General features: G+C 64.9%; 22 protein-coding genes and 3 pseudogenes. 8 read left to right on the top strand and 17 right to left on the bottom strand.

From position 1 onward, the window contains the following. Positions 1-86 precede the first annotated feature (86 nt). A complete protein-coding gene (locus AVE30378_RS21745) occupies positions 87-977 on the top strand; it encodes a LysR family transcriptional regulator (protein WP_129243172.1) in 891 nt (296 codons plus the stop codon). A 62-nt stretch (positions 978-1,039) separates the two neighbouring features. Here the strand turns inward: AVE30378_RS21745 and AVE30378_RS32905 are convergent. Together AVE30378_RS32905 and AVE30378_RS21740 are read right to left on the bottom strand one after the other, a co-directional pair. Then, a pseudogene (locus AVE30378_RS32905) lies at positions 1,040-1,207 on the bottom strand (IS3 family transposase); the annotation flags it as partial. Further along, positions 1,192-2,286 (bottom strand): annotated as a pseudogene (locus AVE30378_RS21740) (MFS transporter); the annotation flags it as partial. The pseudogenes AVE30378_RS32905 and AVE30378_RS21740, both read right to left, overlap by 16 nt. A 150-nt stretch (positions 2,287-2,436) precedes the next feature. On the opposite strand from AVE30378_RS21740, the gene AVE30378_RS21735 reads away from it, so the two are divergent. The 4 genes and pseudogenes from AVE30378_RS21735 to AVE30378_RS21720 all read left to right on the top strand — a co-directional run. Continuing rightward, positions 2,437-2,748 (top strand): ArsR/SmtB family transcription factor, encoded by a 312-nt coding sequence (locus AVE30378_RS21735; RefSeq protein WP_129243170.1) that lies wholly within the window; start codon positions 2,437-2,439, stop codon positions 2,746-2,748. A 22-nt stretch (positions 2,749-2,770) separates the two neighbouring features. After that, entirely contained in the window at positions 2,771-3,298 is a 528-nt protein-coding gene (locus AVE30378_RS21730; protein WP_129243168.1) for a rhodanese family protein, read from the top strand. Between the two features lie 166 nt (positions 3,299-3,464). Then, on the top strand, positions 3,465-4,367 hold the full coding sequence (locus tag AVE30378_RS21725) for an MBL fold metallo-hydrolase (RefSeq protein WP_165360264.1): 903 nt from the start codon (positions 3,465-3,467) through the stop codon (positions 4,365-4,367). Between the two features lie 176 nt (positions 4,368-4,543). Continuing rightward, a pseudogene (locus AVE30378_RS21720) lies at positions 4,544-5,332 on the top strand (IS110 family RNA-guided transposase); the annotation flags it as partial. A gap of 115 nt (positions 5,333-5,447) precedes the next feature. Here the strand turns inward: AVE30378_RS21720 and mobH are convergent. Beyond that, positions 5,448-7,295, bottom strand: a complete 1,848-nt coding sequence (gene mobH, locus AVE30378_RS21715; RefSeq protein WP_129243166.1) for a MobH family relaxase — start codon at positions 7,293-7,295, stop codon at positions 5,448-5,450. Between the two features lie 315 nt (positions 7,296-7,610). Between mobH and AVE30378_RS21710 the strand changes: the two genes are divergently transcribed. The 3 genes from AVE30378_RS21710 (at position 7,611) to AVE30378_RS21700 (ending at position 9,315) form a co-directional block, all read left to right on the top strand. Beyond that, positions 7,611-8,237, top strand: coding sequence for a hypothetical protein (locus tag AVE30378_RS21710; protein ID WP_003149774.1), 627 nt, complete (start codon positions 7,611-7,613; stop codon positions 8,235-8,237). Positions 8,238-8,249: 12 nt separating this feature from the next. Next, positions 8,250-8,882 carry an RES family NAD+ phosphorylase gene (locus AVE30378_RS21705; protein WP_003149772.1) on the top strand — a complete coding sequence of 211 codons (633 nt, stop codon included), beginning with the start codon at positions 8,250-8,252 and terminating at the stop codon, positions 8,880-8,882. 73 nt (positions 8,883-8,955) lie between these two features. Next, positions 8,956-9,315 carry a DUF3742 family protein gene (locus tag AVE30378_RS21700; protein WP_003149770.1) on the top strand — a complete coding sequence of 120 codons (360 nt, stop codon included), beginning with the start codon at positions 8,956-8,958 and terminating at the stop codon, positions 9,313-9,315. Between the two features lie 15 nt (positions 9,316-9,330). On the opposite strand, the gene AVE30378_RS21695 is transcribed toward AVE30378_RS21700, so the two are convergent. The 14 genes from AVE30378_RS21695 to AVE30378_RS21630 form a co-directional block, all read right to left on the bottom strand. Continuing rightward, positions 9,331-10,878 carry a conjugal transfer protein TraG N-terminal domain-containing protein gene (locus AVE30378_RS21695; RefSeq protein ID WP_004350620.1) on the bottom strand — a complete coding sequence of 516 codons (1,548 nt, stop codon included), beginning with the start codon at positions 10,876-10,878 and terminating at the stop codon, positions 9,331-9,333. 15 nt (positions 10,879-10,893) lie between these two features. Next, positions 10,894-11,250: a hypothetical protein gene (locus tag AVE30378_RS21690; protein ID WP_003149767.1), complete on the bottom strand. Its 357-nt coding sequence runs from the start codon at positions 11,248-11,250 to the stop codon at positions 10,894-10,896. Continuing rightward, the gene (locus AVE30378_RS21685) at positions 11,247-12,641 is read right to left on the bottom strand and encodes an integrating conjugative element protein (protein WP_003149765.1); all 1,395 of its coding nucleotides are present in this window, start codon (positions 12,639-12,641) and stop codon (positions 11,247-11,249) included. The genes AVE30378_RS21690 and AVE30378_RS21685 overlap by 4 nt, the downstream gene beginning before the upstream one ends. A 9-nt stretch (positions 12,642-12,650) precedes the next feature. Next, positions 12,651-13,601, bottom strand: a complete 951-nt coding sequence (locus AVE30378_RS21680) for a TIGR03756 family integrating conjugative element protein (RefSeq protein ID WP_004350617.1) — start codon at positions 13,599-13,601, stop codon at positions 12,651-12,653. After that, positions 13,598-14,044, bottom strand: coding sequence for a TIGR03757 family integrating conjugative element protein (locus AVE30378_RS21675; protein WP_004350615.1), 447 nt, complete (start codon positions 14,042-14,044; stop codon positions 13,598-13,600). The genes AVE30378_RS21680 and AVE30378_RS21675 overlap by 4 nt, the downstream gene beginning before the upstream one ends. A 164-nt stretch (positions 14,045-14,208) precedes the next feature. Further along, the gene (gene radC, locus AVE30378_RS21670) at positions 14,209-14,703 is read right to left on the bottom strand and encodes a RadC family protein (RefSeq protein ID WP_003149760.1); all 495 of its coding nucleotides are present in this window, start codon (positions 14,701-14,703) and stop codon (positions 14,209-14,211) included. Between the two features lie 175 nt (positions 14,704-14,878). Beyond that, positions 14,879-15,643: a DsbA family protein gene (locus AVE30378_RS21665; protein WP_003149757.1), complete on the bottom strand. Its 765-nt coding sequence runs from the start codon at positions 15,641-15,643 to the stop codon at positions 14,879-14,881. Between the two features lie 24 nt (positions 15,644-15,667). Continuing rightward, positions 15,668-18,559: a conjugative transfer ATPase gene (locus tag AVE30378_RS21660; protein WP_011516996.1), complete on the bottom strand. Its 2,892-nt coding sequence runs from the start codon at positions 18,557-18,559 to the stop codon at positions 15,668-15,670. Further along, entirely contained in the window at positions 18,559-18,999 is a 441-nt protein-coding gene (locus AVE30378_RS21655) for a TIGR03751 family conjugal transfer lipoprotein (protein WP_003149753.1), read from the bottom strand. Before AVE30378_RS21655 ends, AVE30378_RS21660 begins: the two co-directional genes overlap by 1 nt. Continuing rightward, positions 18,980-20,398, bottom strand: a complete 1,419-nt coding sequence (locus tag AVE30378_RS21650) for a TIGR03752 family integrating conjugative element protein (RefSeq protein WP_004350605.1) — start codon at positions 20,396-20,398, stop codon at positions 18,980-18,982. The genes AVE30378_RS21655 and AVE30378_RS21650 overlap by 20 nt, the downstream gene beginning before the upstream one ends. Further along, the gene (locus tag AVE30378_RS21645; RefSeq protein WP_004350604.1) at positions 20,388-21,299 is read right to left on the bottom strand and encodes a TIGR03749 family integrating conjugative element protein; all 912 of its coding nucleotides are present in this window, start codon (positions 21,297-21,299) and stop codon (positions 20,388-20,390) included. Before AVE30378_RS21645 ends, AVE30378_RS21650 begins: the two co-directional genes overlap by 11 nt. Beyond that, positions 21,296-21,988, bottom strand: a complete 693-nt coding sequence (locus tag AVE30378_RS21640) for a PFL_4703 family integrating conjugative element protein (RefSeq protein ID WP_004350603.1) — start codon at positions 21,986-21,988, stop codon at positions 21,296-21,298. Before AVE30378_RS21640 ends, AVE30378_RS21645 begins: the two co-directional genes overlap by 4 nt. Next, a complete protein-coding gene (locus AVE30378_RS21635) occupies positions 21,985-22,383 on the bottom strand; it encodes a TIGR03750 family conjugal transfer protein (protein WP_003153632.1) in 399 nt (132 codons plus the stop codon). Before AVE30378_RS21635 ends, AVE30378_RS21640 begins: the two co-directional genes overlap by 4 nt. 12 nt (positions 22,384-22,395) lie before the next feature. Beyond that, positions 22,396-22,755: a TIGR03745 family integrating conjugative element membrane protein gene (locus AVE30378_RS21630; RefSeq protein ID WP_003153634.1), complete on the bottom strand. Its 360-nt coding sequence runs from the start codon at positions 22,753-22,755 to the stop codon at positions 22,396-22,398.

Below are 22,755 nucleotides of genomic sequence, written 5' to 3'. Positions count from 1 at the left end.
TTCTACTACTGGCTGCAACGCTATTGCGGGGGGTACCGCCGCGGGATTTTTTATGACTTTACATACGATCTGGGAGCGATGCCTACATGGAGCTGCGACACCTTAAGTGCTTTCTGGCCTTAGCCGAGGAGTTACATTTCACCCGCGCCGCTGAACGACTACATATCGAGCAACCCCCGCTTTCACGGGCCATCAAGGAGCTTGAAGACGAGATGGGCGTGATCCTCTTCGACCGAGATCGGCGTGGAACACAGTTGACGCCTGCCGGCTCGGCTTTCTTGCTCGACGTGCGCAGGCTGTTCACCGTTTTGGAGCAGGCTTCGGAAAACGCCAAGGCTGTCGCAGCCGGTCTGAAAGGGTGCCTGCGCATCGCCATATCTGATGGTTCGGTCGATCGGCGACTGTCTTCGTTCCTCGCCCGTTGCCGTGAAGAAGAACCCGAGATTGAAATACGACTCTCCGAGGTTCCCCTGGCTGAACAGTTGCGTGGCCTACGATCCGGTAATTTCACGATAGGGTTCGCGCACACGGCCGATGTGGGAGAAGGCATTGTCACCGAACCAATCTGGCAAGACCCGTTGATGATTGCGGTGCCTGCCCGCCACGAGTTGCTTGCCCACAAGGCGATTCCGCTTCACAAGCTTGGAGATCATCCCCTGATCTTTTGCGACCCTCAAGTGTGCGAAGGGTACTGCCGTGAACTGACTCGCCTTCTGCGACCACTGGAGCGAGAGCCGAACATTGTCGAGCACGCATCCTCTCTGGACATGATGCTCACCTTGGTAGGCGCCGGCTATGGCATAGGCTTCACCACGGCCGCGAGAATTGCCACCAGTCAGCGTTCAGATGTCGTCGCCCGACCTTTGGCAGTGGATTCGGCCATCATCACAACCTACTTGCTGCGCCTAAGCGACGACGATTTGTCGCCGCCGCTAGAGCGGTTTATCGCCCGGCTACGCTCGCAAACGGAAGTATGAGGTGCTCTCTCAGCGCCTGCATCTTGCTTGGCTGATGCGCCAACACTGAATCCCCCAGTATCCTAGACACTGGCGAGTCTCTCAAAGTACTGCTTCTCGTAGTCTACCGGCGAAAGCCAGCTATTGTAACCGTAGCGATGCTTCGGGATGTAAAACATCTGGATATAGTCGAACACGTTCTGCCGGGCACTGCAGTTGTAGATCTTCCGCCTGATCCGGGCCCGAAAGAGGCTGCGGCCACAGTGCCGAACACCAGGAAATCGTTGAGTGCCTGCACCTTGGCACGTTCGGGCGCAGCGTAGCAGTCGGTCACCAGGGCCGTCGCGCCGATAAAGCCGAAATTCCAGCCCACGCCCAGCAGGATCAGCGAGCCCCAGAAGTGCAGAAGTTCGAGCCCGGCCAAGGCCAACAGGCCCGAGGCCCCAATCAAAACCAGTCCGCACGCCGTGATGGCGATCTTGCCGAAACGCGCGATCTGGCGGCCGGTGAAGAAACTCGGCGCGAACATGGCCAGCACGTGCCACTGGATGCCCAGCGCCGCCTCGCCCACGGTGTGGCGGCAACCCACCATCGCCATCGGCGCGGCGGTCATGATGAAGGCCATCAGGCCGCAGGACACGATGCCCGCCGGGACGGCCACGACGAAACCTGGACTGCGCGCGATCACCGCCAGCGGGCGCGCTGGGCCTGCGACGGCGGCCGGCTGGGGTGGCGGCATGCGCAGCATTAGCAACAGCGGCAAGGCCAGCAGCGCCAGGCCTGCCTGCCCCAGGAAGCTGCCAGCGAACGGCGCCATGGGCCAGGCGTCGCGCGTCCAGATGACGACCTGCGGGCCAATAACCGCGGCGATCAGGCCGCCGATCATGATGCGCGAGATGACGGTGGGGCGCTGCGGCGGCGGCACCGCATCGCTGGCCGCGAAGCGGTAGCTCTGCACGCTCGCACCGTAGAAGCCGGCCATCGCCGTGCCCTAGCAAAAGGTCTCGAAGCTGCCCCATAGCGCGTCCAAGGCAGCGATTAGCCCGGAAATCGAACCCAGCAGCGCCCCCAACGCGTAGGCCGCACGCCGGCCCAGACGAAGCATCAGCAGGGCCGCAGGAATGGTCGAAAGCGCCAACCCCAGGTTGTAGAGGTTGACCGGCAGTGTGGCCAGCGAAAGGGTACTGGCCAGCATCTGGCCCACGATGCCGCCCGGCGAAATGATGATGGGTGGCGCGGCGTCGCCCAGAGATTGGGCGGCCATTAGCAGTCCCACCTTGCGGCGAGCATCTGTCGCAATTGGCGGTGGCAGCAAAGCAGGTGGAGTCATGAAGGAATCAGGAATGTGCTGTCAGGCGAACCCACACCTCAGCATGAGAACACCGGCCGGAAGACCTGCTGCACTTCCTACCTCGGAGGAAGTGCCTTGACCTATTTATTAGTTTATACTACATTAGATAAACATTAAATACAGGCTACCATGACGGTTGACAAGAAGGATCAGTCGTTTCTACAGGACGGCGCGACCAAGGCCACGGGCATGCTGCGGGCAGTCGGCAATGAGCATCGTCTGCTCGTTCTCTGCCTGCTGATCGAGCATGGCGAGATGACCGTCGGCGCCCTGCACGAAAACGTGGCGCTGAGCCAGTCCGCCTTGTCCCAACACCTGGCCAAGATGCGCGAGGAAGGTCTCGTGACCTACCGGCGCGAGTCGCAGACCCTGCACTACCGTATCGACAACCCCGACGTGGCCAAGCTCATCGCCACGCTCAAGGCCATCTTCTGTCCCTGATCCACCCTCGGAGGCCATTGCCATGTCCCTGAAATCCATCTCGCCCCAAGCTGCCAGCGAACTCATGAACCAGGGTGCCGTTCTGGTGGACATCCGTGCGGCGGACGAACATGCCCGTGAGCGCATCGCGCAGGCACGCCATGTGCCGATGGACCGCTTGCGAAGCGGCGGCCTGCCGCTCGACGGCGCTTCGGCAATCATCTTCCACTGCCGCTCGGGCAACCGGACGCGGGTGAACGCCCCGACGCTGGGGGCATGCACGGCCTGCGAGGCCTACGTGCTTGAAGGCGGGCTGGACGCCTGGAAGAAGGCCGGCCTGCCCGTCGTGGCGGACGCCTCTCAACCCCTGGAGCTGCAACGGCAGGTGCAGATCGCGGCGGGGTCTTTGATCGTGCTGGGTACAGTGCTGGGCGCCACGGTCTCGCCTTGGTTCCATGTACTTTCGGGCTTGGTGGGCGCTGGGCTGGTCTTCGCCGGTGTCTCGGGGTTCTGCGGGCTTGCGCGCCTGCTGATGCACATGCCCTGGAACCGCCGCGCGCTGGCTGGCTGAGCCTACGGGTGGAGCAGAGATTTCTCCACTCGGCCGTCGGCCGGTAAGAACATGCAACGGCAAGATCTTTTAATTTTGAGTTAATCCCGCGCGAACACCATCTGAAATTAGAGAACGACCGACAAAACATCCGACCAAAAGGAGCTTGGATGAAATCAAGCGGGTCATGCTTCAGCGAGGCAAAGGCACCGTGAAAATCGAGCCCTTCTTTGATAAGGACAGCAGCACCTTCAGCTACATCGTGCTGGACACAAAAAGCGGTCATTGCGCCATCATCGACAGTGTGCTCGGTTACGACCCCAAGTCCGGCTGCACCTCGCGCGCCGGTGCGGATCACATCGCTGAGCGCGTGCGAGAACTAGGGGCGAGCGTCCAGTGGATTCTGGAGACGCATGTGCACGCCGATCACCTGAGTGCGGCGCCGTATCTTCAGTCGCTCCTGGGTGGACGAATCTGCATCGGGGCGAACATCCGCGCCGTACAGCAGGCGTTCGGCCAGCTCTTCAACGCAGAGCCGGAGTTTGCACGTGACGGCCGGCAGTTCGATCGTCTGTTCGAGGACGGCGAGACCTTCATGCTCGGTACGCTGCGGGTGCAGGCCATGCACACCCCCGGCCATACTCCCGCCTGCATGACCTATGTAGTCGAGAACAACGCGACACCTAACGCGCCTGCCGCGGCCTTCGTGGGTGACACGCTGTTCATGCCCGACTATGGTACGGAGCGCTGCGACTTTCCTGGTGGCGACGCGCGCACGCTGTTCCGCTCGATCGGCCGCGTGCTGTCGCTGCCGCCGGACACCGTGCTCTACATGTGCCACGACTACCGTCCCGGCGGGCGCGAGCTTCAATGGAAGACCACGGTGGCCGAGGAACGTGCGCACAACATCCATGTGCGCGACGGCATCACCGAGGAGGACTTCGCGGCCACGCGCGAGCAGCGCGATGCCACGCTCGCCATGCCCGTGCTGCTGCTTCCTTCGGTACAGGTGAACATGCGGGCCGGCCAACTGCCCCCCGCAGAATCCAACGGCATCCACTACCTCAAGATTCCCATCGATGCGCTGTGAGGGCGCCGAGCGACTGCGGGGACAATTTCCGGCAAGGAGAAATGGTATGGACGCCTCCCACCGGTGAGCGGTGATGGCCTTGAAAGAAGTTAAGAAGGGCGAACCCTCACAGGCCGACAGCACCAAAGTGCTCAAATGGGAAATACAGGGTTTTCCAAGCCACCGGAGGATCCGTCATGAAGCTTACGCCAGTGAGTATAGACATTGCAAAAAGCGTTTTCCAAGTGCATCACGTGGATGAAGGGACAGGAGAAATCGTGAATAAGCCGATTAAGCGAGCGAAGTTCCTTGAGTACTTCGTGAATCGAATGCCTTGCCAGATTGGCATGGAAGCGTGCGGTGGAGCTCATCACTGGGCGAGGCAGCTTACCAAGATGAGGCATCAGGTGAAGTTGATGCCAGCGGAATATGTGAAGGCGTTCAATATCCGGAGCAAGAATGACGCGACTGACGCGCGAGCGATCTGGCTGGCGGTGCAACAACCTAGCAAAGCAGTCGCAGTGAAGACAGAAATGCAGCAAGCGATGCTGGCGTTGCATCGAGTACGTGAGCAATTGGTGAAGTTTCGCACGATGCAAGTCAATTCATTGCGAGGATTGTTGACGGAATATGGTGAGGTCATGGGCAGAGGACGAGCGGCGCTTGATAAGGCCATACCCGAGATTCTTGGACGGATCTCTGAGCGATTGCCTGCAGTATTGGCCGACACCCTTCGCGAGCAATGGAACGGGCTTGCAATGTTAGACAAGCAAATTGCTGATATCGAACGCAGGATGCGCGAATGGGCCAAGGAAGATAAAGCGGTGAAGGCAATCAAGGAGATTCCTGGTGTTGGGTTGCTGACCGCAACGGCAGCGGTGGCAATGATGGGCGAGGCGAAGGCCTTCAGGTCTGGGCGTGAGTTTGCGGCGTGGGCTGGGCTTGTGCCACGGCAGACGGGTTCGGGTGGCAATCCGTTCCTATATCGCCAGAACACTTGAAACCCCTTCGCAAACGGGAGGCGTCCATATAAATGAAATGATCCCCGTGTCCCAAGTCCTTTTAATGACATGCGCGATGGTGTGCGTCAGTCCGGGCAAATCAATGATTGCCGACCTGCTGCGTGCCTGGCTCAGTGAGCGACAGATAGGGGTTATTCGGCGGTACTTCCGCGAAAATCTCATTGGCCTGATCCAGCAGGTAGCCATGCAGGCGCCGCGTCTTACGCGGCCCTGAAACCTTGCATGTCCAGACGTTCAGCCCGTTCGGCTGCTTACGATGCACCTGAAGCTTCTCAAAGCACTTCTGCACCCACCGCCACTCGGGCAAATCCGCCTGTTTCGCCAGTACCGCGACCTGCGGGTGCTCCTGAGCATACCGCTGAAAAATCCCCGGGCTGACCAGGTATGCGGTATCTGCGACGGTATGCACGAGTGCCCTCGCGTCGTTGATGACCAGCTTGTGTGTCTGGAGGCGATTGCGCAGCCAGGCAATGAAGTGCTCTCCCGAGAGGGGCGGTGCGTGTTCGGCGGATAGCGCGGCCATATTCTCGGCGTCTGCCGGCGGATCGAATGTATCCTGCTTGGCTGCCCGGGCCGGGCTGGCGGGCTCGTTCAGCGCGTCGGCGCCGGGAGCGCCATTCACGCTCTCCAATAGGCTCAACATCGCGTCTACACCGTCGGCAGGCTGGGTCGCTGGGTCTTGAGGCTGGGGTGTTGCCGAATGGTCTTTATCCCCCGCAGGTGACAACGAGTCGGTCACTGGCGTGGTTGGCGGTGGCTCTGCTACAGGCGCATCGCCACTTTGTGGCATCACAGCCCCGGCGAATGGGTAAGGCCGCTCGTGGGCCTCCCAGATCGACGCCGGCGCCAGGCGCAGCAGCGTGAAGGCGTGCGACCAGCCGCTGTCACTGGTGACGGTGGCCCGCCAGATCGCCTTGCCGTCAGGCGTGGACAGCGCGATATCGTGGTCTTGGAGCACATCGAAGACGGCGGTGTTGCTACTGGGGATACCATCGATCCCTTGCGACAAGAGGTGCGCGCGCAGCTTGTCCGAGACCGTCTTGCTGACCAGCCAGAGCGCATCGTCCGTCAGCCAGCCGTCTGCGGGGCCCGCTTGGTTGAGCTTCAGTTCTTCGCGCAGCAGGTAGCGCAAGCCGGCCAGTAGTTTGCGCTGCAGCGCATGCTTTGGCACGGCCATGGCTTTGCTCGGGTCGCCACCAAGCGATTCAGACACTGATGCCTGATCGGCCTTGGTGACCAGCTCACCCAGCACTCCGGCGTGCTCGTACTGGCCGGCCAGCACGTACAGCAAAGGCCACCACAGATCCGGGTACTGGCTGAGCCAGTCCAGGATGTTGCGGTCAAGCACCCGAATATAGAGCAGCCCCGTGGCCGCACCGTGCAGCCGGTATTCACGGTCCTCGCGGTAGCGGAAGCGGTATGGCTGTTGCAGCGAACCATGCCAAGGGTGCCAGACACTGCCGTCAGCGTACTCGACGTGCAGGTCGACGGCGATCTTGCCAATGTCGTGGAGCAGCGCCGCATAGGCGGTTGCCGCTGTCCAGGCTTCCGACTGGGCTGCTTGGTCTTCCGGGGTTGCACCAGCCGGCAATAGATGGGACTGCCGCAGTTTCAGGCTGTAGGCGACGATCTCCAGGCCGTGGTCCAGCATGCCGCCCGGGTAAGCGTGGTGGTGGCTTTCGGAAGCGGGAAACTGCTGGACCAGCTCGGCGTAGCGTTCCAGCGGCGTGCGGTACAGGGTGGCGAACTGCTTGCGCGAGAGTGAGGTGCGCTGCCAGATATGTTCCAGCAGCTTCTGCCGGCGCGGGGTGGCCAGCAGCGATGCGGCCGACTCGGGCCGCATCAACCCTTTCGGGAGGTCGGATGCGGGTGGTGGCGTTGGAGCGGTAGCGACCGCGGGCCGTTTTCGCTGGAACAGGGAAAGCATGTGGGTGTCCTGATGACGGGCCGATCGGGAGGCCTTTTGGCCTTTTCGAGGTAGGGCCTTTCCCCTTGCACCCCGTTCCCTTGCCATTTCGGCCCTCTGGCCTTTCACCGTTTCTGTATAGCGGGGCACGGGATGCGATTCCAGCGTCAATGGGGAACTCGGTGGAATGGATTGGACGGCGAGCCGGTGCTGGTCGCGCTCTATGCTGAGTGGACGCCGCTTCCGCCGGGCAGGTTCTCGAAAGGCGACAAAGTTGACAAAAGCGACAATAGAGACTAGAGTGAATCCTGTCTCAAACCTGCCTGGGAGATCACCATGCCCAATGCCATTGAATTCATTGCCGATCGCCTGCCGCGCGTCACGGTGGAGGATGTGCGCCGCTTCGCGGATACCGTCGAAATCCGGGATGCGCCGGCTTTCGCGGCCGAGTTGCAGGCTTTCATTCACGAGCGCGTGGAGGCGGTGAAGCTGCCCGCCAACTTGGACGGAGAGACGGTGGGGCAGGCCCTGGCACGCAAGGCGGCCGCGCTGCGCACCGAAACGCGCTGGGCACCGACTGAAACCGACGTCCAGCGAGGCCGCGCCGTGTTGCTGGAAGCCTTCAACCAGCCGCATAACCTGCCGATCCCCGAGTACGCCAAGCTGGCGGACAAGTCGCGCCAGCAGATCTACAAGGACATCCTCGCCCGTCGGCTGTTGGCGCTGAACGTGGGGCCGCGCGGTCAGAAGCTGCCCGACTGGCAGCTCGACCCGGTAAAGCAGCAGTTGACCCAAACCGTGCTTCAGGAGGTCGAGGGCATCGACCCCTGGACGATCTACCGCGCGCTGTCCGAACCGCTCGAAGGCTTGGGCGGCCGCTCGCCGGTGGATGCGGTGACGCACAGCACGATCGATGACGTGGCCGATGCCGTGTTCAACGTACTGGGCGTTCAGGTGCATTGAAGCGAGATCGCCATGAGCCACGAGCTGCCTTCGTTCCTGATCGATGCCGGTGAACTGCTCCAGCATGTGAGCCGCGTCGTCTATCGGGGCAGCCCGCTGTACTATGGCCGCAGCAGCACCAATCGCTACGATGACCCGGCGCGGGCCTACGGCGTGCTCTACCTGGGGCGCGACCTGCCCACGGCGCTGATGGAGTCGGTGTTTCATAAGCACCAGTGGCTTGCGGACACGAAGCGCTCGATCGCGCTGAAAGAAGTCCAGGCCCGGATGGTGCGCGCAGTAGGCGTGATGGACGATGTGCTCTTGGCCGACCTCACGGCGCCGGGCGTCATGGCGGGCTACTTCGGCCTGAACCTGGAGCAGTTGGCCAGCCGCGACTACACGCACACGCAGCAAGTGTCCGCCCAGGTGCATGCAATTCTCGGAGACGACGGCCAAGCGCTGTTCGACGGGGTGCTCTATCCGTCGCGCAACAACTATCCCGCCAAGAGCATCGCCCTGTTCGAGCGTGCGGCAGCAAAGGTAGGCGTTGTCGATGACATCGACCTGGTGGACCATGTGGACTGGCCGCACTTCGTTGCCACGTATCGCGTCGACGTGGAGCCTGACCCCGGCCCGGTGGAACCGGATGACGAAGCGTCATGAAGCACTTTGAAGCCCGCAGCAGAATGAAATGGACCAAATTGGAATAGGCATCCCTCAGTAGCAGGAGACGACCATGAGCACCACGACCCGCATCAGCACTGCGGAACGCCTCGGCCGCGCCCTTGGCCGCGGGTGGCGCGCCTATGCGCGCAGCGAACGTCGGGCGTCGAACTGGTTGGTGTCCAAGGGTGTGCCGTTGGCTGCCGCCGCCGCGCTGCTGTGGGCCGGCAAACTGGCTGTCCTGGGGCTGCTGCTCTACGTTGCTTTCTGGCTGGCGTTGCTGCTGGTCGCGCTGGTGTTTGTGGCCCGGGGGCACGATACCGTCGAATGGGAGCCGCCCGAACCAGAGTGGCGGCACGGGCACGCCGGTTTTGGCCTCTATACCCACGATGAGTATCGGATAGATTCACATGATCCATCTGATGAGACCTAGCGAAGAAGCAAGGCACTACTTCCTCTTGCTGGGTGTCGATGCCCACTTCATAGCGCCGCCAAAGGCCATGTCGGCGGCTTTGCCGCCGGCCGCTTTGGCGCCTGCCGTACCAGCAGCAAGCCCTTGCAACATGCCCCCCACGGCGTAGCCCGCCCATCCCAAGGCGGTTACCCAGAACAAGGGCAGCACGATGAACATCGTCGCCATGACGAAATTCAACAGCATGTCTCCGAAGGCATTGTTGAGGCCCATGACCGGATCGAAATTCGTATGCGGCCGGTTCCATCCCCAGCCCCATCCGTAGAGCGCGTCCAGAATGGTGCTGTCGATCCAGCGCGCGAGTTGGAACCAGAAATCCACGAAGAACAGCGCAAACTGCACCACGCTGACCGTCACGAGTGTTTTCAGGTTGTAGGTGCTAACCATGAGCACCACCGGAATGCAGACAACCAGCGCCATCTTCAAGAGCGCCAGCACCATCGGAAGAGCCTGGCGCATTGCATCCATGGAGGGGAAGTAGCCCAGCGAGCCTACCGCCAGTCCTACGTCGGCCGCCGCCCGGGTGATGATGTTTGGGTCGGTCATTTCGATCTGGCCACCGTAGTCCGTATAGACGCTGCCTTGGTTCAGCTTCTGCTGTCGCGGTGACGCGATCGCGCGGATCACCGAATCGTCCACCTCGGCACGGCTCAGGAAGCCAGCCCAGCCCGCCAGGCGATTGAGCAGGCTCGGGTCCACCTGACCCAGCAAGCGTGCCCGCAGTCCATTGCTGCCATCGGCCCACCATTGCCTGCAGGTCGGATAGCCGCCGCCGCTGGCCACCTGCGCAAGCCCTGCGTCGCGCGTGCTGTCATAGGGCCAGTCCTCGCGCGGGGTGCTGGAACGGTATGTGTCGTAGTAGCCGTTCGTGTCCGTGAAGAAGCGTGAGCCGATCCAGGTTACGTCGTGCAGCTGCTGCTCATCGAGTTGAGGCCGCTGCATGAACAATTTCGCCCGCGCAGCCCCATAGCAATCCCGCGAGAAATCCGCTACTTCCTGAGCCAACACTGGGTCGTCAATGCGAGTCGCGTCGATCTCCATGCGCATCTGCCGCAGGTCCGTGCCGCACGGGATCGCTGCCACTGAAGCGCCCGTGACGGCGCGCGAGAGCGCGTGCATGAACGCCCACCACACCGGCACCTTCGCCGACTGGTTGTTGATGGTGCTGAAAGATTGCGACCAGCCGGTATTCGAGGGCTGCGGCACACTGACCTGGCATTGCGCCGAGCGCGAGCTGTCGTACTGGATGGTGTTGAGGTCCACGTCGATGAACGGGATGCCCGCGAACATCACCACCACGATGGCGACGAAGACCCGGTTCTCGATGCGGGCGGCGCTCAGCACGCCTTTATTGCCCTCGTCGGCGCCTTCTGCACGGGCCTTCAACCACTCCTGCACGATGATCGCCACGAAAGGCAGCGCGAAGACGCCGCTGGATACCAGCACGGCCCAGATGCCGTTGTTGACGATCCAGGACACCAGCGTAAGGTAATACTCCAGGTAGTCGGTCGTGAACAGAGTCATGGCCCGAATCTCCTCTCAGCCCTGCATCAACAGGCTGGCTTCCAGCGCCACGATGGCGACGACGCCTGCGATCTCGGTGCGCACCAGGCGGTGCCGCGCCTGGGCGTCGTCCTCACGTACCAGCAGCCGGCGGCGCATCCAGATCCACCCGTACACCGTCGCCCCGTATAGACACAGCCGCCACACGAATAAGTAACCCGCAGCGGCGGCGAGCCACCGCTCCCAGCCGGCAACGCTGCCGACCAGGTAGATGCCGGCGATGTTGGCCGCGACCGCGGCGGCAACGATCAGCACCGTCCACAGCAGCGCCTTCGCCGCGCGCCGGCTGAACAGCCAGCGCAAGGGGCGCCAAGTCATGCGCGCCGCGCTCATGGCCTGGCTCCTGGATTGCCCTTCTGCAACTGGTCGAGGCGGTCGGGTACCGGATCACCCTCGTAGATGCCGCGCGAGCCTGCCGCGCGCGTACCGTGCCGCTGGATGATGGCCATCGGTGAGTTGTTTGCCAGCTCGCGCCGAAGCTCCAGCTCCGTCTTCAGGTTGCGGATCTCCCGGTCGAGCGTGTCGCTCTCGTGGTTCACGGCCTTGACCGCGAGTTCGTTGGCTGCGACGTTGGGCTCCTTCTTGCCCGTGAGCAGCGTGCGCTGGAGCAGCAGCGCTTTTTCCAGCACCGACGACAGCGCCACCTCCGACGCGAGGCGCCGCGCCAGAAGGTCCTGGTCCGGCTCGTCGCGCAGCGCCTCGATCACGCCACGCGTGATTGGCAGCGACGTGCTGCCAGCCTCGCGCAGGTTCTCAAAGGTGGTAGTGCGCGTGCCGGAAACCAGCTCCTGAAGGACCTCCAGCTTCGCCTCGTACTCTTCCTGGATCAGCGGCGTCAGCCCGACGCCGGGCACCGTCTCGGTCTTGGTGCAGGAGTCGCAGGTGCGCTGCACCTGCTCTCCGAGGACCCGCGTGGCCCATTCGGTCGCCTGCTGCGGCGACGTCCAGGTCTGGCAGGACAGGCTCGCACAACTGGCGGACGCGATGGAGGATGTGTCCGTCACGCCACGACCGTTGACCAGGTTGTAGCCCGCGCGGGTGACGTCGCCGACCACCCGGATGGCGGACTGGCCTGCGCCACCAGCATTGCTGCCACCCACCCAGGGCACGCCGTCGTTGCCGCGGCGCGTCTCGGCCTGCTCGACGGCCGACACGGCATCGTTGCTGCCAACCGCGTCACGCAAGGCCATGCCTTCGGCCATCTGGCTCCAGCCAAGCTGGCCACCCGCTGTCTCGGCCATCTTCTCCGCCATGGCGCGGCACGTCAGCTTGGAGCGGTCGAAGTCCAGCCGCGCCTGCAGCACGCCGTTGGTCAGCAGGTTGTACAGGCCCGGATCGGCGCGCTGAATGATCAGCGCCGGCAGGGACGCTACCGCGCTGGTGGCGCTCTGGATTACGTTGCTCATGATCTGCTGAAAGCCGTTCGTGATGCCGTTGAGCTGATTGCGCAGCGTGGTCTGGATGCTCATGTCGCCGCAGATCAGGTTGCTGTTCCACCCCACACCGACCCCGATGGAGCGCATGCCGGCCGCGCGGCCCATGGACACCGCGCTGCCGCCGCCGATCGAGTACATGACGTCATCGCCAATGACGGGGCCGCTGTTCTGGTATCCGACCTGTGCCCACGCCAGGCCGCAGACCAGGGCGAGCGTGCCGGCCAGTGCCGTCGGGCGCAGCAGGCGGCACGCCTTGGTGGACAGGTTCTTCGGTTCAGGACGCTTCATCGTGGCACCTCAGAGGAAATCGACGCTGCCGAGGAACACCTGGCCCCGGCGTTCGCAGCACGCATACGGACGCCACAGCGCCCACGCGTAGTCGCCTTGCTGGGCTTGGGTCAGCGTGCCGCTGTGGGGGAACACCACGCAGGTGTTCGACAGGCGCGGCGTCAGTTCCTGCCACTTGCCGGTCGAGGCATCACCTTCCATCAGCGCGCCGGCCGGCCAGTAGCCATCACGCGCGTTGGCGAGCAGCGGCTGGTACACGTGCAACTGCCCGCGCCGCGTGACGACGTCACCGGCGCGCTGAGCCACGACCGCCCCGGATTTGTGGTCGTCGGTCTGGTGCAGGAAGCCGCCGCGCGGATAGACATTGCCCCAGAGGTTCATCGTGGTGCGCGCACCGACCTCGCGCCGGCCCGGGATCAGCGCCTCCGGGTAGGCCATCTCGGGCACGTTGTAGCGCCAGGCCAGCGTGTCCAAGGTGCTGAGCAGATACGGCATGAAGGCCGTTCCCGCGCCTTGGCAAAAATAGCCCGAGGACGAGGCGAACTGGTTGAACACCTCGCCGCCGGGATGGCCGATGACATCGGCGTTCTTGAATTTGGCGAGGTTGTTTTCGTGGTCTTCGTTGGTGGTGCCGTCGCCGCCTGCCTGGGCCGAGGCGTTCGGCATGCTCATCGCTCGCACTTCGACCCAGGGGTTCTCTCCGGTGTTGCTGTAGCTGGAGACGACCGCATCGGGGACGTAGTGCCGGACCTTGGTGGACGTGCGCACCGAGCAGCCGCCATAGGTGCAATACAGCCAGTAGCAGATGCCCACCACCCGGTACTCCAGGCAGTCCGGCGACATGACGGAGGACACGATGGTGACGGTGTTCAGGGCGTAGCTGCCCGTGGCGCTGACCAGCAGCAGCGAGGCCACGGCGACGCGCAGGCGGCGCAGCAGGTCGAATGGGCGATAGGTCACGGTTGCCTCCTCCGGTGCTGCTCGATGCAGGACACGGCCCGGGCCACGTCAGGCTCGCCATAGACCACATAGCGTTGGTCCACCACGACGGCCGGGATGGTCGTGACACCCAAACTCCATGCGTCGGTGATGCCCTGGTAGGCGGTGCCAATGCGGCGCTGAAGGTCGGTGCCGCCTTGGTTCAGGCGTTGCCGGACGATGGCTGCTGCGCGCTCGGGGTCGGCTGGCAGATCTGCGGAAAGCTCTGCTTCGAGCCCGGATGCCCGGTCCAGCTCGATCAGCCGCTCGCCGCCCATGGTCTTGACCGGGTGGCGGCTGTCGGTGACGACCACCACGTCGGCGGCGAACGCGGCCGGGCTGAATGCCGCGAACGACGCCGGCAGCACGATGGCCAGGCCAAGGGTTCGCCAGCCTGGTGCGAACCGGGTAAAAGCTCCTGGCATGTCTTGCACCCCGGAAGTTGATCAGGGCCATAGTCAAACGCCGAACCCCATGCGGCCCCAACAAACAATGCGCATCGCGGCCACCCCGCATACCTGCTTGTGTCGCCGCGCAGAAAAATGCGGAGGCCGAAGCCTCCGCGCTGATCAACGAAGCAGTACAACCCTTACAGCAGGCCGGACTCCGCAAAGGAGAACGGGGCACCCTGGCCGACGATGATGTGGTCCAGTACCCGCACATCGATGAGCGCCAGCGCGGCCTGCAGTTGCTGGGTCAGCATGCGATCCGCGCTCGACGGCTCGGAAATGCCCGAGGGGTGCTGGTGCGCGAAGACCACCGCGGCCGCATTCAACTGCAGAACACGCTGCACAACGACACGCGGATAGACCGAAGTCGCGTTGATCGTGCCCCTGAACAGCGGCTCGTAGGCCAGTACCTGGTGCATGCTGTCCAGGAACACAGCGACGAATATTTCGTTGGGCTCGGCCACCAGCTTCACGCGCAGGTAGTCGCGCACGGCCGTGGGGTCGAGGAGTTTCGGACCCGCTTTGAAAACCCGCTTCTCCAGCAGCGCAATGGCTTGCTGGATGATCCAGTCCTCGTGCTGGGCAGCGATGGCGGAAAGCGACTCCAGGCAGGAGTCATTGACGACGAAAGACATGGCGAACCTCCAAATGGTGAGATCGGAGGGCGCGCGCCCGGGGAGGGCAAGCCCTCCTGGGGAACGAACAAGGTGCATCCATCACCGCGGTGGCGGTGATCGTTCGCGGCCAGGATGCGAGGCGAACGGGTTGCGGTCAGCGCAGCGGACTGCGCCGTAGCCTTGAAGACCGGGGCTACCTGGGCATGTCGCCGACGACGTCGGCAGGCATTTCCGATGTGGGTATGGCGGCGGGATCGCCGGCCGCGAGCATGTCCATGGCCGACAGCAAGGCATCGCCCTCGATCGGGCCCTGCAGCAGGATCGCCTTGCCGGTTTCGCGATCGTGCAGCCGCAGCGATGGCGTGGCGATCACGCCGCTGTTCGTGGCTTCCGCCGTCTGGGCGCGGATCGGTGCATCGGGCCGCTCGCTCGCCAGACACTGCTCGATCGCTGGAGTGAGGTCGGGGTAGCGCAGCCCTTCAGGCAAGCCCTGGCCGTCGCTCCGCGTGTGGGCATAGACCCATTCGACGGCCTGCCAAAAGGCGGCATGGCTGCCGGCTTCGCCCGCGCATTCCGCCAGGCGCGCTTCGGCGGACGCGGCTGGCTCATGCGCGGCCAACGGCAGGTGGTGCCATTGCAAGGTCACGTCCGCATTGCCGGCCACCCAACGCTTGAGCACTGGAAAATAGGACCGGCAGAACGGGCATTCGAGGTCCGCGTAGAGCGTCAGCGTGAAACGCCCTTCCGGATTGCCCATCTGCCACGGAGGCCCAGCCACCTGCGTGTCGCTGACTGGCGCCGAAGTCTGAGGTGTGGACCCGCCTGGCGAACGTGACACGAGCCAGATCAGCAGCAGCGCAACCAGCACCGCGGCCAATGCCCAGGGCCAGCGGAACTGCCAGCGCCGACGACGGAACGCCTGGACCTGCATCGGAATGGATGGGCGTTTCTGTTCCATGGCGTTCTCCGGTGTACGGCAGATTCAGGGCAGGTCCAGGGCCGGCGACTCGATGCCGCGTGCCCGGTCGATCTTCTCGGCCACCTTGAAGGCGGCATCCAACTCGCTGACGCCGTGCTGCTGCATGAGCTGGTAGCGCTCGGCCTTCTCTTCGGGTTCGGTCTGCGCGAGCGCGAGATACAGGCTCGGCGGCACGGCGCGGAAGAGCACCTCCATGCTCTTGGAGAGGATGACGCCCTCGGTGAACTTGCCCGCTTCCTTGCGTGCCGAGAGCATCAGCGCTTTCTGCGCTTGGCTCAGTTCGCGGAACCGCGCGATCTTCTCCACTTCATCGGGGGGCATCGACAGGCAGATCCACCACTCGATCATGTTGAGCATCGGCTCCGCGGCGCGCGGTAGGTCGTCAATATTTTGTGTAGCTAGCCAGTACCAGGCCCCCAGCTTGCGCCACATTTTTGTAATTTTCACGGTATACGGCGCGAGCAGCGGGTTCTTGGTGATCACGTGGCCTTCGTCGGTCACGTTGATGATCGGGCGGCCGAGATACTGGTCACGCTCCGCGATGTTGTTCACCGTGCTGATGAGGCTGATGTACGCGATCGAGAGCTGCGCGTTGTAGCCCTCGCGGGCGTAGGTCGCCAGATCGACCAGCGTGATGTCGGCCTCGGGCCACGGCGTGCCGTCGCGGTCGAACATCTCGCCGTCCGTGCCTTGGCAGAACATGTCCATCGCGTCCGCCATCTCCAGCAGCCGCACGCGCCGCATCTCGGGCAACGTCGGGTCCTGGCCGCGGGTGCGCAGCGCATTGCGCACATCGCGCGTGAGCACAGTGCGCTTCTCTGCCACGCAATGTTCGGCCGCGTCGAGGATGCACTGGCGGATCAGCGAGCGGTCGGCCCGCGTCATCCGCGCTTCTTCCTTGTCTTCGCCGCCCGTGATCATCAGCCGTGCCGTGATCTCCAGCTCGCCCAGCACGTCGCGCTGCTCGTCCGCCTCCATGGCCGAGGCATCCGGTGGCAGGTCTTCGTCCAGTGCATCGGCATCGAGCGTCTGCACGTCGCTGGGCGTTTCGATCAGCCGGCGTGCGTCGGCGAACGGCGCCAGGCTGATGCCCGAGCCGGGTGCCAGCTTGACCCGGTTCACGGTCAGCCCCAGGCGCCTGGCGAAGTCGCTGAACAAGCCGAAGCTGTTGCCGGCTTCCACGATGAAGAGGCGCGGCCGATAGATCGCGGTGACCTGGTTCAGCAGGTTGTTGAGCGTGGCGCTCTTGCCCGAGCCCGTGGGACCGAACAGGAACAGATGGGCATTCATCTGCCGATCCAACCTGTTCAAGGGGTCAAACGTAATCGGGCCGCCTCCGCGATTGAACATCGTGATGCCGGGGTGCCCCGTGCCCTGGGCGCGGCCCCACACCGGCGACAGGTTCGCCGCGTGCTGGGCGAACATCAGTTGCGTGTACCACCGGCGCCGGTCCTTGCCGGGGTTGTAGCAGCACGGCAGCCAGCGCAGGTAGCTGTTGAGCGGCGCCACCTCGTCGTCCTCGCGCACCGGCTGCAGGCCGGCGTTGAGCATCACGTTCGCGAGGTCCAGGCCGCGCCGATCCAGTTCCGCCTCGTCGCGCCCGCGTAGGTAGAACGCCAGAGTGCCCCGGTAGAGCTTGTGCGCGCTGCCGATCAGGGAGCGGGCTTCATGCACGTCCTTGAGCGTCTGCTCCGACGCCAGCGTCTCGCCCACAGCTTTCTTCGCCAGATGGTTGAGGTCCGATTCGAGGACGTCCTGCGGCGTGGCCACCATGGTGAGACACATCAAGGTGTCCTCGGGCATCTGATCGAATAGCGTGTTGATCGCGTCTCCCTTGCGGGTCTCGCCGGTCAGGTGCCCGGTGCCGGGCGGCATGCGCAGCCGGTCGGTGATCAGCACGCGGTGCGGCATGCCGTCGAAGTACCAGGCCCCTTGCGCCACGTCCGAGCGCGGCTGCCCAAAGAACAGCCGCTGGCTGAAATCCCGCCCGCTCGCCAACTCGATCTCGCCGGCCTCGCTTTCCTCGGTACTGTCCGGATAGCGCGCCAACGCGTAGAAGCGCTCCCGGTCCTCCACCCCAGGGCCGAGCAGCGTGGGGCGCGGGTTGAACCATCGCAGCAGCCAGTCGTGAACGTCCGCTGCAACCATGCGCCGGGCCTGGATGCCGGCGTTCGCCAGGCCGCCGCATAGGCGGTCGCAGACGATGCCCAGCATCTGCTCGGGTGTCTGGCCGCGGCGGTTTGCCTGTCCCTGTCCGCTCGCGCGGCGGTACACCACCATGCGCACACGCCGCGTCTGCCCGCGCCAGCGCAGCCGCGTAACCACCGTGTCCTCGAACAGGCCGCCGGGCTTGGCCACAGCGCGCAGGTGGTGGCCGAAGAAGCGCAAGTAGAACTCGGTGAACGCCGAGCCGCGCGCACGTGGCTGCACGTAATCGCGCAAGGTCTGCATGTACTGGTCGAAGCTCGGTTCGTCCTGGGCATAGAGCTGGAGCACCCACGGGTTCTCGTCCAGTTCATCGAAACTGTCCTGAAGCGCGTTTTCCAGGGCGTCGCGGGCATGCGCGAGCCAGCCGGGTTCCCGGCCTTCGGTGCCCAGCGGCACCAGTTCGTAGAACGCCGCCACCGATTGGCCATCCTCCAGGAGCATCGATTTCGACCCGGGCAAGAACTCCACCCAGGGCAGCAGTTCCACGAAGGACGGCGCAACGTCGTACAGCGCCTGCTCGTCGGCCACGGTCGCTGGCTTGCGGCCGTGGACTGCCGAACCGGGTTCGGGGATGCCGGCCTGGCGCAAGGCCTCGACGTGGCGCTGCCAGCTGTCCGGCTGCTCATCGCTAGCCGGGCTACTGGAGCCGGCGCCGGCCAGCTTCGGCCATGGGAGTTTCCACCGCATCAGTAGTCCTCCACGCGCTCGCCCGGCATCGCGTACTGGATGCGCTGGTAGAGCGGGAAGACGGTCGTGTAGCCGGGCACCGGCACGGGATCGGTGCCGGCCAGATGCGGGTACACGTACATCACGAGATCGGGATTGGGCAGGCGCTGGAACTGGCGGTGGACCTCATTGCGCGCGGTGCGCGTGTAGCGCATCTGCTCGACAGGTGCGGCCTGCACGTCGGCGTCGGTCAGGGGCCGACGCAGGCTCTGGCGCGCATCGAGCAGCTGGCGGCCGGCGTTCCGTCCGGCTGCGCCACCGCCGTCGCCGGCCTCCTGCTGCCAGATGTCCATCATCGTGCGGTCACCGTGGGTCAGCAGCTTTTCCTTGCTGGTGGCGCAGCCGCCGAGCACCGCGACGGCGAGGGCCAGCACCAGGCCCTTAATCGAGTTCGAGAGCATGGCTTTCTCCTGCGCGGTGATCGACCTTGCGGCCTTCGGGATCGAAGTCGATGGCGAGCGGTTTTTCGAGGTGGACGGCGACCTTGGCGCCGGGCTGCACATAGACGGCGGCGAACGCCTGGCCGTAGAGCTTGTTGACCCAGGCCGACATGTCCCGGACACCGCCCGCGAGAATCTGGCCGACCGCTTCCTGGCCGGTGATGCCCACGGTGCCGATGGAGCCGTCCGAGCCGACATAGGACATGCGGCCGCTGTCGCTCTCGATGAGCGAGGCCACGCCGGCACCGGCCGCGGTGATCAGGGCCTGCGAGCCGAGGTACTGCTGGGCGTTGCTGCGCCGCTCGCCGCTGACGCAGGGGATGCCGTGCGGGTCGCTGATCCAGCCCAAGCCGTCGCGTTGCTGGTTGTTCTGCTGGTTGCCCTCGCGGTCTTCGGGGATCGTGCGGATCGTGCCGTCGTTGAAGACGAACGTGATGCTGCGCACCTGGCCGCGCACGCACGAAAGCGTCCAGTCGCCCGATGCGGTGCCGCTGAACACGGCGCCGGCCACGTCGGGAATGTCGATGCCATTGGCGGTCAGGTTGTCCGGCCCGACCAGGACTTTGAACGGATAGGGATCGTTGACCGTGCCGTCGATCGGCACGCGGCCGATCAGCGCGGTCATGGCGACCGAACCCATGAGCGTGGAGTTGGTCGGCACGGTATAGACCGGCTTGGCACTCTTGACCCCAGAGGCGCGGGCGCCCGCGTTGGCCACGGTTTCCGCGGTGGTTTCGAGCGTGCTCTGCGCCGGGCCGAAGCTCGTGGGGAAGCTCATTCCGCCGCTCGCGCCACGACCGCCGTTGCGCCCCTCGGCGGGCTTTGCGTCGTCCGGCTCGACCCACCGCACGCCGCCCTCCATGCCGGCCTCGTCGCCGCCCTGCAGCCCCAGGCCCACGGGCAGGTCCGCATGGCCGCCGCCGCGCCCGCCGATGCTGTCCAGGCGCCGCTGCAGGTCGGCGAGCAGCCCTTCGGTCTGCTGGCGCGCGCTGGCCGCCTGCTCCTGGTCGCGGCGCAGGTTGGACCGCTCGGATTCGAGCGCCGAGTTGATGCGCTGGTCGATGGAGTTCTCGCGCTGGCGCAGTCGCTGGTTCTCTTCACGCTGCGACTTGTTGTCCGAGAGCGCGGTCTGAAGCTCGGTGCGCAACTGCTTCACTTGGGCAACGAGCGTCGCCACGGTGTCGCGCGGGGTGTCGCCTTCGATGCCCAGCGCCTTCATTTCCTCGGGCGTGAGCTGGGCGCCGTTGTCCGCCGCGGGTGGCGCCGTGCTGCCTCCACCCGAGAACAGCCGGATACCGACGAACAGCACCAGGATGGCGACAGGGATCATCAGCCACTTGAGCAGGCCGTTACTGCGCATGGCGGGCCTCCTTGGCGTTCTCGTCGCCGTCCGGCTGCGGCAGATGCACGGCAGGGTCGAAGCGGTGAATCGCCGGCAGCAGCGACTGCGCGAGGCCGCGGCCGCCCGTGACCAGGTAGAGGACGGTCGTGTCCTCGGGCGTGCCGCGCGGGCCCAGCGCCTCGTGCTGGAAGGTGGCGGTGAGGAAATCGCCTTGCAGCACGCGCGGGTCGAGCGCGACCCAGTCGGCGCCGGTGTTGGTAAGGCGCACGGCAGTCACCCATTGGTCTTCCAGGCGCCACGACGCGAGCGCGACCGCGCGCACCGGCAGCGTTGGCATCAGTGTGTCCAGGTCGAGGTCGCGGGGCAGGTTGACCCGCATGACGCCCGGAAGCGGCTCGACGGTGCGCAGCGGTGCGTAGAGGTTCTGCGCGGCGAAGCGCGTCAGCACGACAGGGACCGGAGTTTCGCGCCGCGCGGTCCGCGCACCTGCCTGGCCCTGGGCGCGTGCCGGGGCCTCGGCACTGTCGGCCTGCTCGCCATAGCGTCCCGGTGCGCTGTCACCCTCGACGATGCGCACCGGCTCCAGCTCGGCTTCCCCGTCCTTGGGCGGTTCGGCTGCGATGTCCAGCAGGATCAGCGCGCCCGTGTCGGCGTCCTGCAGTTGCAACCGCGTGGGCTCGATCGGCTCGCTGGCGCGCAGGTACACCGCGCCACCCGCACTCTGCACGCGCAGGCGTTCGCCCACGCCCGCGGGCACGCCCACGCGCACGTTCCGGTCGATGAACACGATGCGTTCCTGACCGACCTTCAGCGGCACTGCCAGTGGCATGCGTTCCCAACGCAGGATCTCCACCGCCTGGGCGACGGGTGCCGCGGCCACGGCCAGTAGCCCCAGCAGCGCGAGTACAGGATGCTTCATGGGGTGTTTCCTCCTTGAGGCGCTTGCGGAGACAGGCCACTCGACGCCGGGCGCGCCGGCTCCGGTGCACTGATGCGCTGGGGCGCGCCTTCGTAGCAGTCCAGCGCCAGGCCGAACGGGTTGCGGGCGGGATCGACGTCCACCCGCGTGACCTTGATCGGATAACGCACCAGGGCGCGCTTGACCTGCTCGGCGCCGTAGTACTCGTCCGCCGTGATGTCCAGCGTCACCACCCAGTCGCGATCGGACACGGTGCGCACGCGCGCCGTGGGGTCGTCGCCATAGCCGCGGCCGGGAATCTCGTAGATGCCGCGCACGCGCTGGCGTAGCTCGCCGGTGGAGCGGCGGTAGTCGTAGTCCGCGCGAAGGAAGGCCTGGCAGGACGGGGTGAGGTACGGCGAGAGCGTGTGGAGGTTGCGCGAGTAGTCTTCTTCGCCATTGGTCGGCCAGCGGTTCAGCGTCTGGAACACGTAGAACGTGAACGCATAGACCGATTCGGGCGGCACTTCCCACCACTTGCGGGTACTGCCAGAGCGCAGGTCGGGCGGGACGTGGATGGTCAGGTCGCGCGGCGCGCTCCACCAGCCGCCGCCCATGACCAGGGCGACAATGACCAGCGCGCCCGCGCCCAGGCGCAAGGTCTTGATGTGCGCCTGCAGGTGGGCGATCTCGTTCTTGAAGCGACTCATCGCATGCTCCTGCGGGTGGACCAGAAGCCCGAGCGCGAGATCAGCACGTGGCCGCCCACCCAGCCGGCCATCAGCGGATGGCCCGTTGCGATGCGCCACTGCAACTGCCGATAAAGCCAGGTGTCGGGGCGCCCACGCTTGAGGCGGCGCAGGATGCCGCCGCCGATGAACACGCCCAAGGCCACGCCCAGGACAACGAACGTCGGTGCGATGGCGATCGTGCGGAACACCCACGAAAGCGGCGCGCCGACCAGCAGGCCGGCGGCGCCGGACAGGCCGCAGCAGATCCACAGCTCGTCGGCGGTGAGGCCGCGCACGACAACGGGATGGCGGTTGAGCCGGTGCGGAAGGAACGTGACCGTCCCGTCCGCACGGACGTGCTGCTGCTCGGACATACCGGCCTCGCCTTACAGGATGCCCGTGGCTTCGGTGAGCAGCCAGATGCCGATCACGAGCAACACGGCGCCGATGGCGACCGTGAGGCCGAATTGGCCCCACGTCTTGCGGCCGGTGTGGATCTCCGCGTAGGTTCCGTAGGCGTGGTAGCAGACGCCGATGAACATCGACGCCACCACCAGCAGGGCCACGAGCATGATGATGTCGTAGCCGTAGTTGCGGATCGTCTCCATGATGCCGTTGCCGGTGCCGCGCGTCGGGTTCTCCAACTGCGGCAGGCCTTGCGCGAACGACAGCGCGGGCAGCGCGGCGGCGCCCAGGGCCATGGCGGCGCGCTGGGCGAGACGGGAAGTGAGGATGCGGTTGTGCAT

The sequence above is a fragment of the Achromobacter veterisilvae genome (genome assembly GCF_900496975.1).
Classification (GTDB): Bacteria; Pseudomonadota; Gammaproteobacteria; order Burkholderiales; family Burkholderiaceae_B; genus Achromobacter; species Achromobacter veterisilvae.
Note: the sequence above shows the minus strand (reverse complement) of the source record. Positions and strands in the feature narration are given on the sequence as shown.

Coding starts and splice junctions, on each gene's coding strand:
- AVE30378_RS21645 (WP_004350604.1), bottom strand. CDS start 21,299: ATGAAGCATCCTGTACTCGCGCTGCTGGGGCTACTGGCCGTGGCCGCG.
- AVE30378_RS21675 (WP_004350615.1), bottom strand. CDS start 14,044: ATGCCAGGAGCTTTTACCCGGTTCGCACCAGGCTGGCGAACCCTTGGC.
- mobH (WP_129243166.1), bottom strand. CDS start 7,295: ATGCTTTCCCTGTTCCAGCGAAAACGGCCCGCGGTCGCTACCGCTCCA.
- AVE30378_RS21695 (WP_004350620.1), bottom strand. CDS start 10,878: ATGACTCTGTTCACGACCGACTACCTGGAGTATTACCTTACGCTGGTG.
- AVE30378_RS21745 (WP_129243172.1), top strand. CDS start 87: ATGGAGCTGCGACACCTTAAGTGCTTTCTGGCCTTAGCCGAGGAGTTA.
- AVE30378_RS21650 (WP_004350605.1), bottom strand. CDS start 20,398: ATGCGCAGTAACGGCCTGCTCAAGTGGCTGATGATCCCTGTCGCCATC.
- AVE30378_RS21630 (WP_003153634.1), bottom strand. CDS start 22,755: ATGCACAACCGCATCCTCACTTCCCGTCTCGCCCAGCGCGCCGCCATG.
- AVE30378_RS21725 (WP_165360264.1), top strand. CDS start 3,465: ATGCTTCAGCGAGGCAAAGGCACCGTGAAAATCGAGCCCTTCTTTGAT.
- AVE30378_RS21705 (WP_003149772.1), top strand. CDS start 8,250: ATGAGCCACGAGCTGCCTTCGTTCCTGATCGATGCCGGTGAACTGCTC.
- AVE30378_RS21655 (WP_003149753.1), bottom strand. CDS start 18,999: ATGCTCTCGAACTCGATTAAGGGCCTGGTGCTGGCCCTCGCCGTCGCG.
- AVE30378_RS21640 (WP_004350603.1), bottom strand. CDS start 21,988: ATGAGTCGCTTCAAGAACGAGATCGCCCACCTGCAGGCGCACATCAAG.
- AVE30378_RS21690 (WP_003149767.1), bottom strand. CDS start 11,250: ATGAGCGCGGCGCGCATGACTTGGCGCCCCTTGCGCTGGCTGTTCAGC.
- AVE30378_RS21710 (WP_003149774.1), top strand. CDS start 7,611: ATGCCCAATGCCATTGAATTCATTGCCGATCGCCTGCCGCGCGTCACG.
- AVE30378_RS21660 (WP_011516996.1), bottom strand. CDS start 18,559: ATGCGGTGGAAACTCCCATGGCCGAAGCTGGCCGGCGCCGGCTCCAGT.
- radC (WP_003149760.1), bottom strand. CDS start 14,703: ATGTCTTTCGTCGTCAATGACTCCTGCCTGGAGTCGCTTTCCGCCATC.
- AVE30378_RS21730 (WP_129243168.1), top strand. CDS start 2,771: ATGTCCCTGAAATCCATCTCGCCCCAAGCTGCCAGCGAACTCATGAAC.
- AVE30378_RS21665 (WP_003149757.1), bottom strand. CDS start 15,643: ATGGAACAGAAACGCCCATCCATTCCGATGCAGGTCCAGGCGTTCCGT.
- AVE30378_RS21735 (WP_129243170.1), top strand. CDS start 2,437: ATGACGGTTGACAAGAAGGATCAGTCGTTTCTACAGGACGGCGCGACC.
- AVE30378_RS21685 (WP_003149765.1), bottom strand. CDS start 12,641: ATGAAGCGTCCTGAACCGAAGAACCTGTCCACCAAGGCGTGCCGCCTG.
- AVE30378_RS21700 (WP_003149770.1), top strand. CDS start 8,956: ATGAGCACCACGACCCGCATCAGCACTGCGGAACGCCTCGGCCGCGCC.
- AVE30378_RS21635 (WP_003153632.1), bottom strand. CDS start 22,383: ATGTCCGAGCAGCAGCACGTCCGTGCGGACGGGACGGTCACGTTCCTT.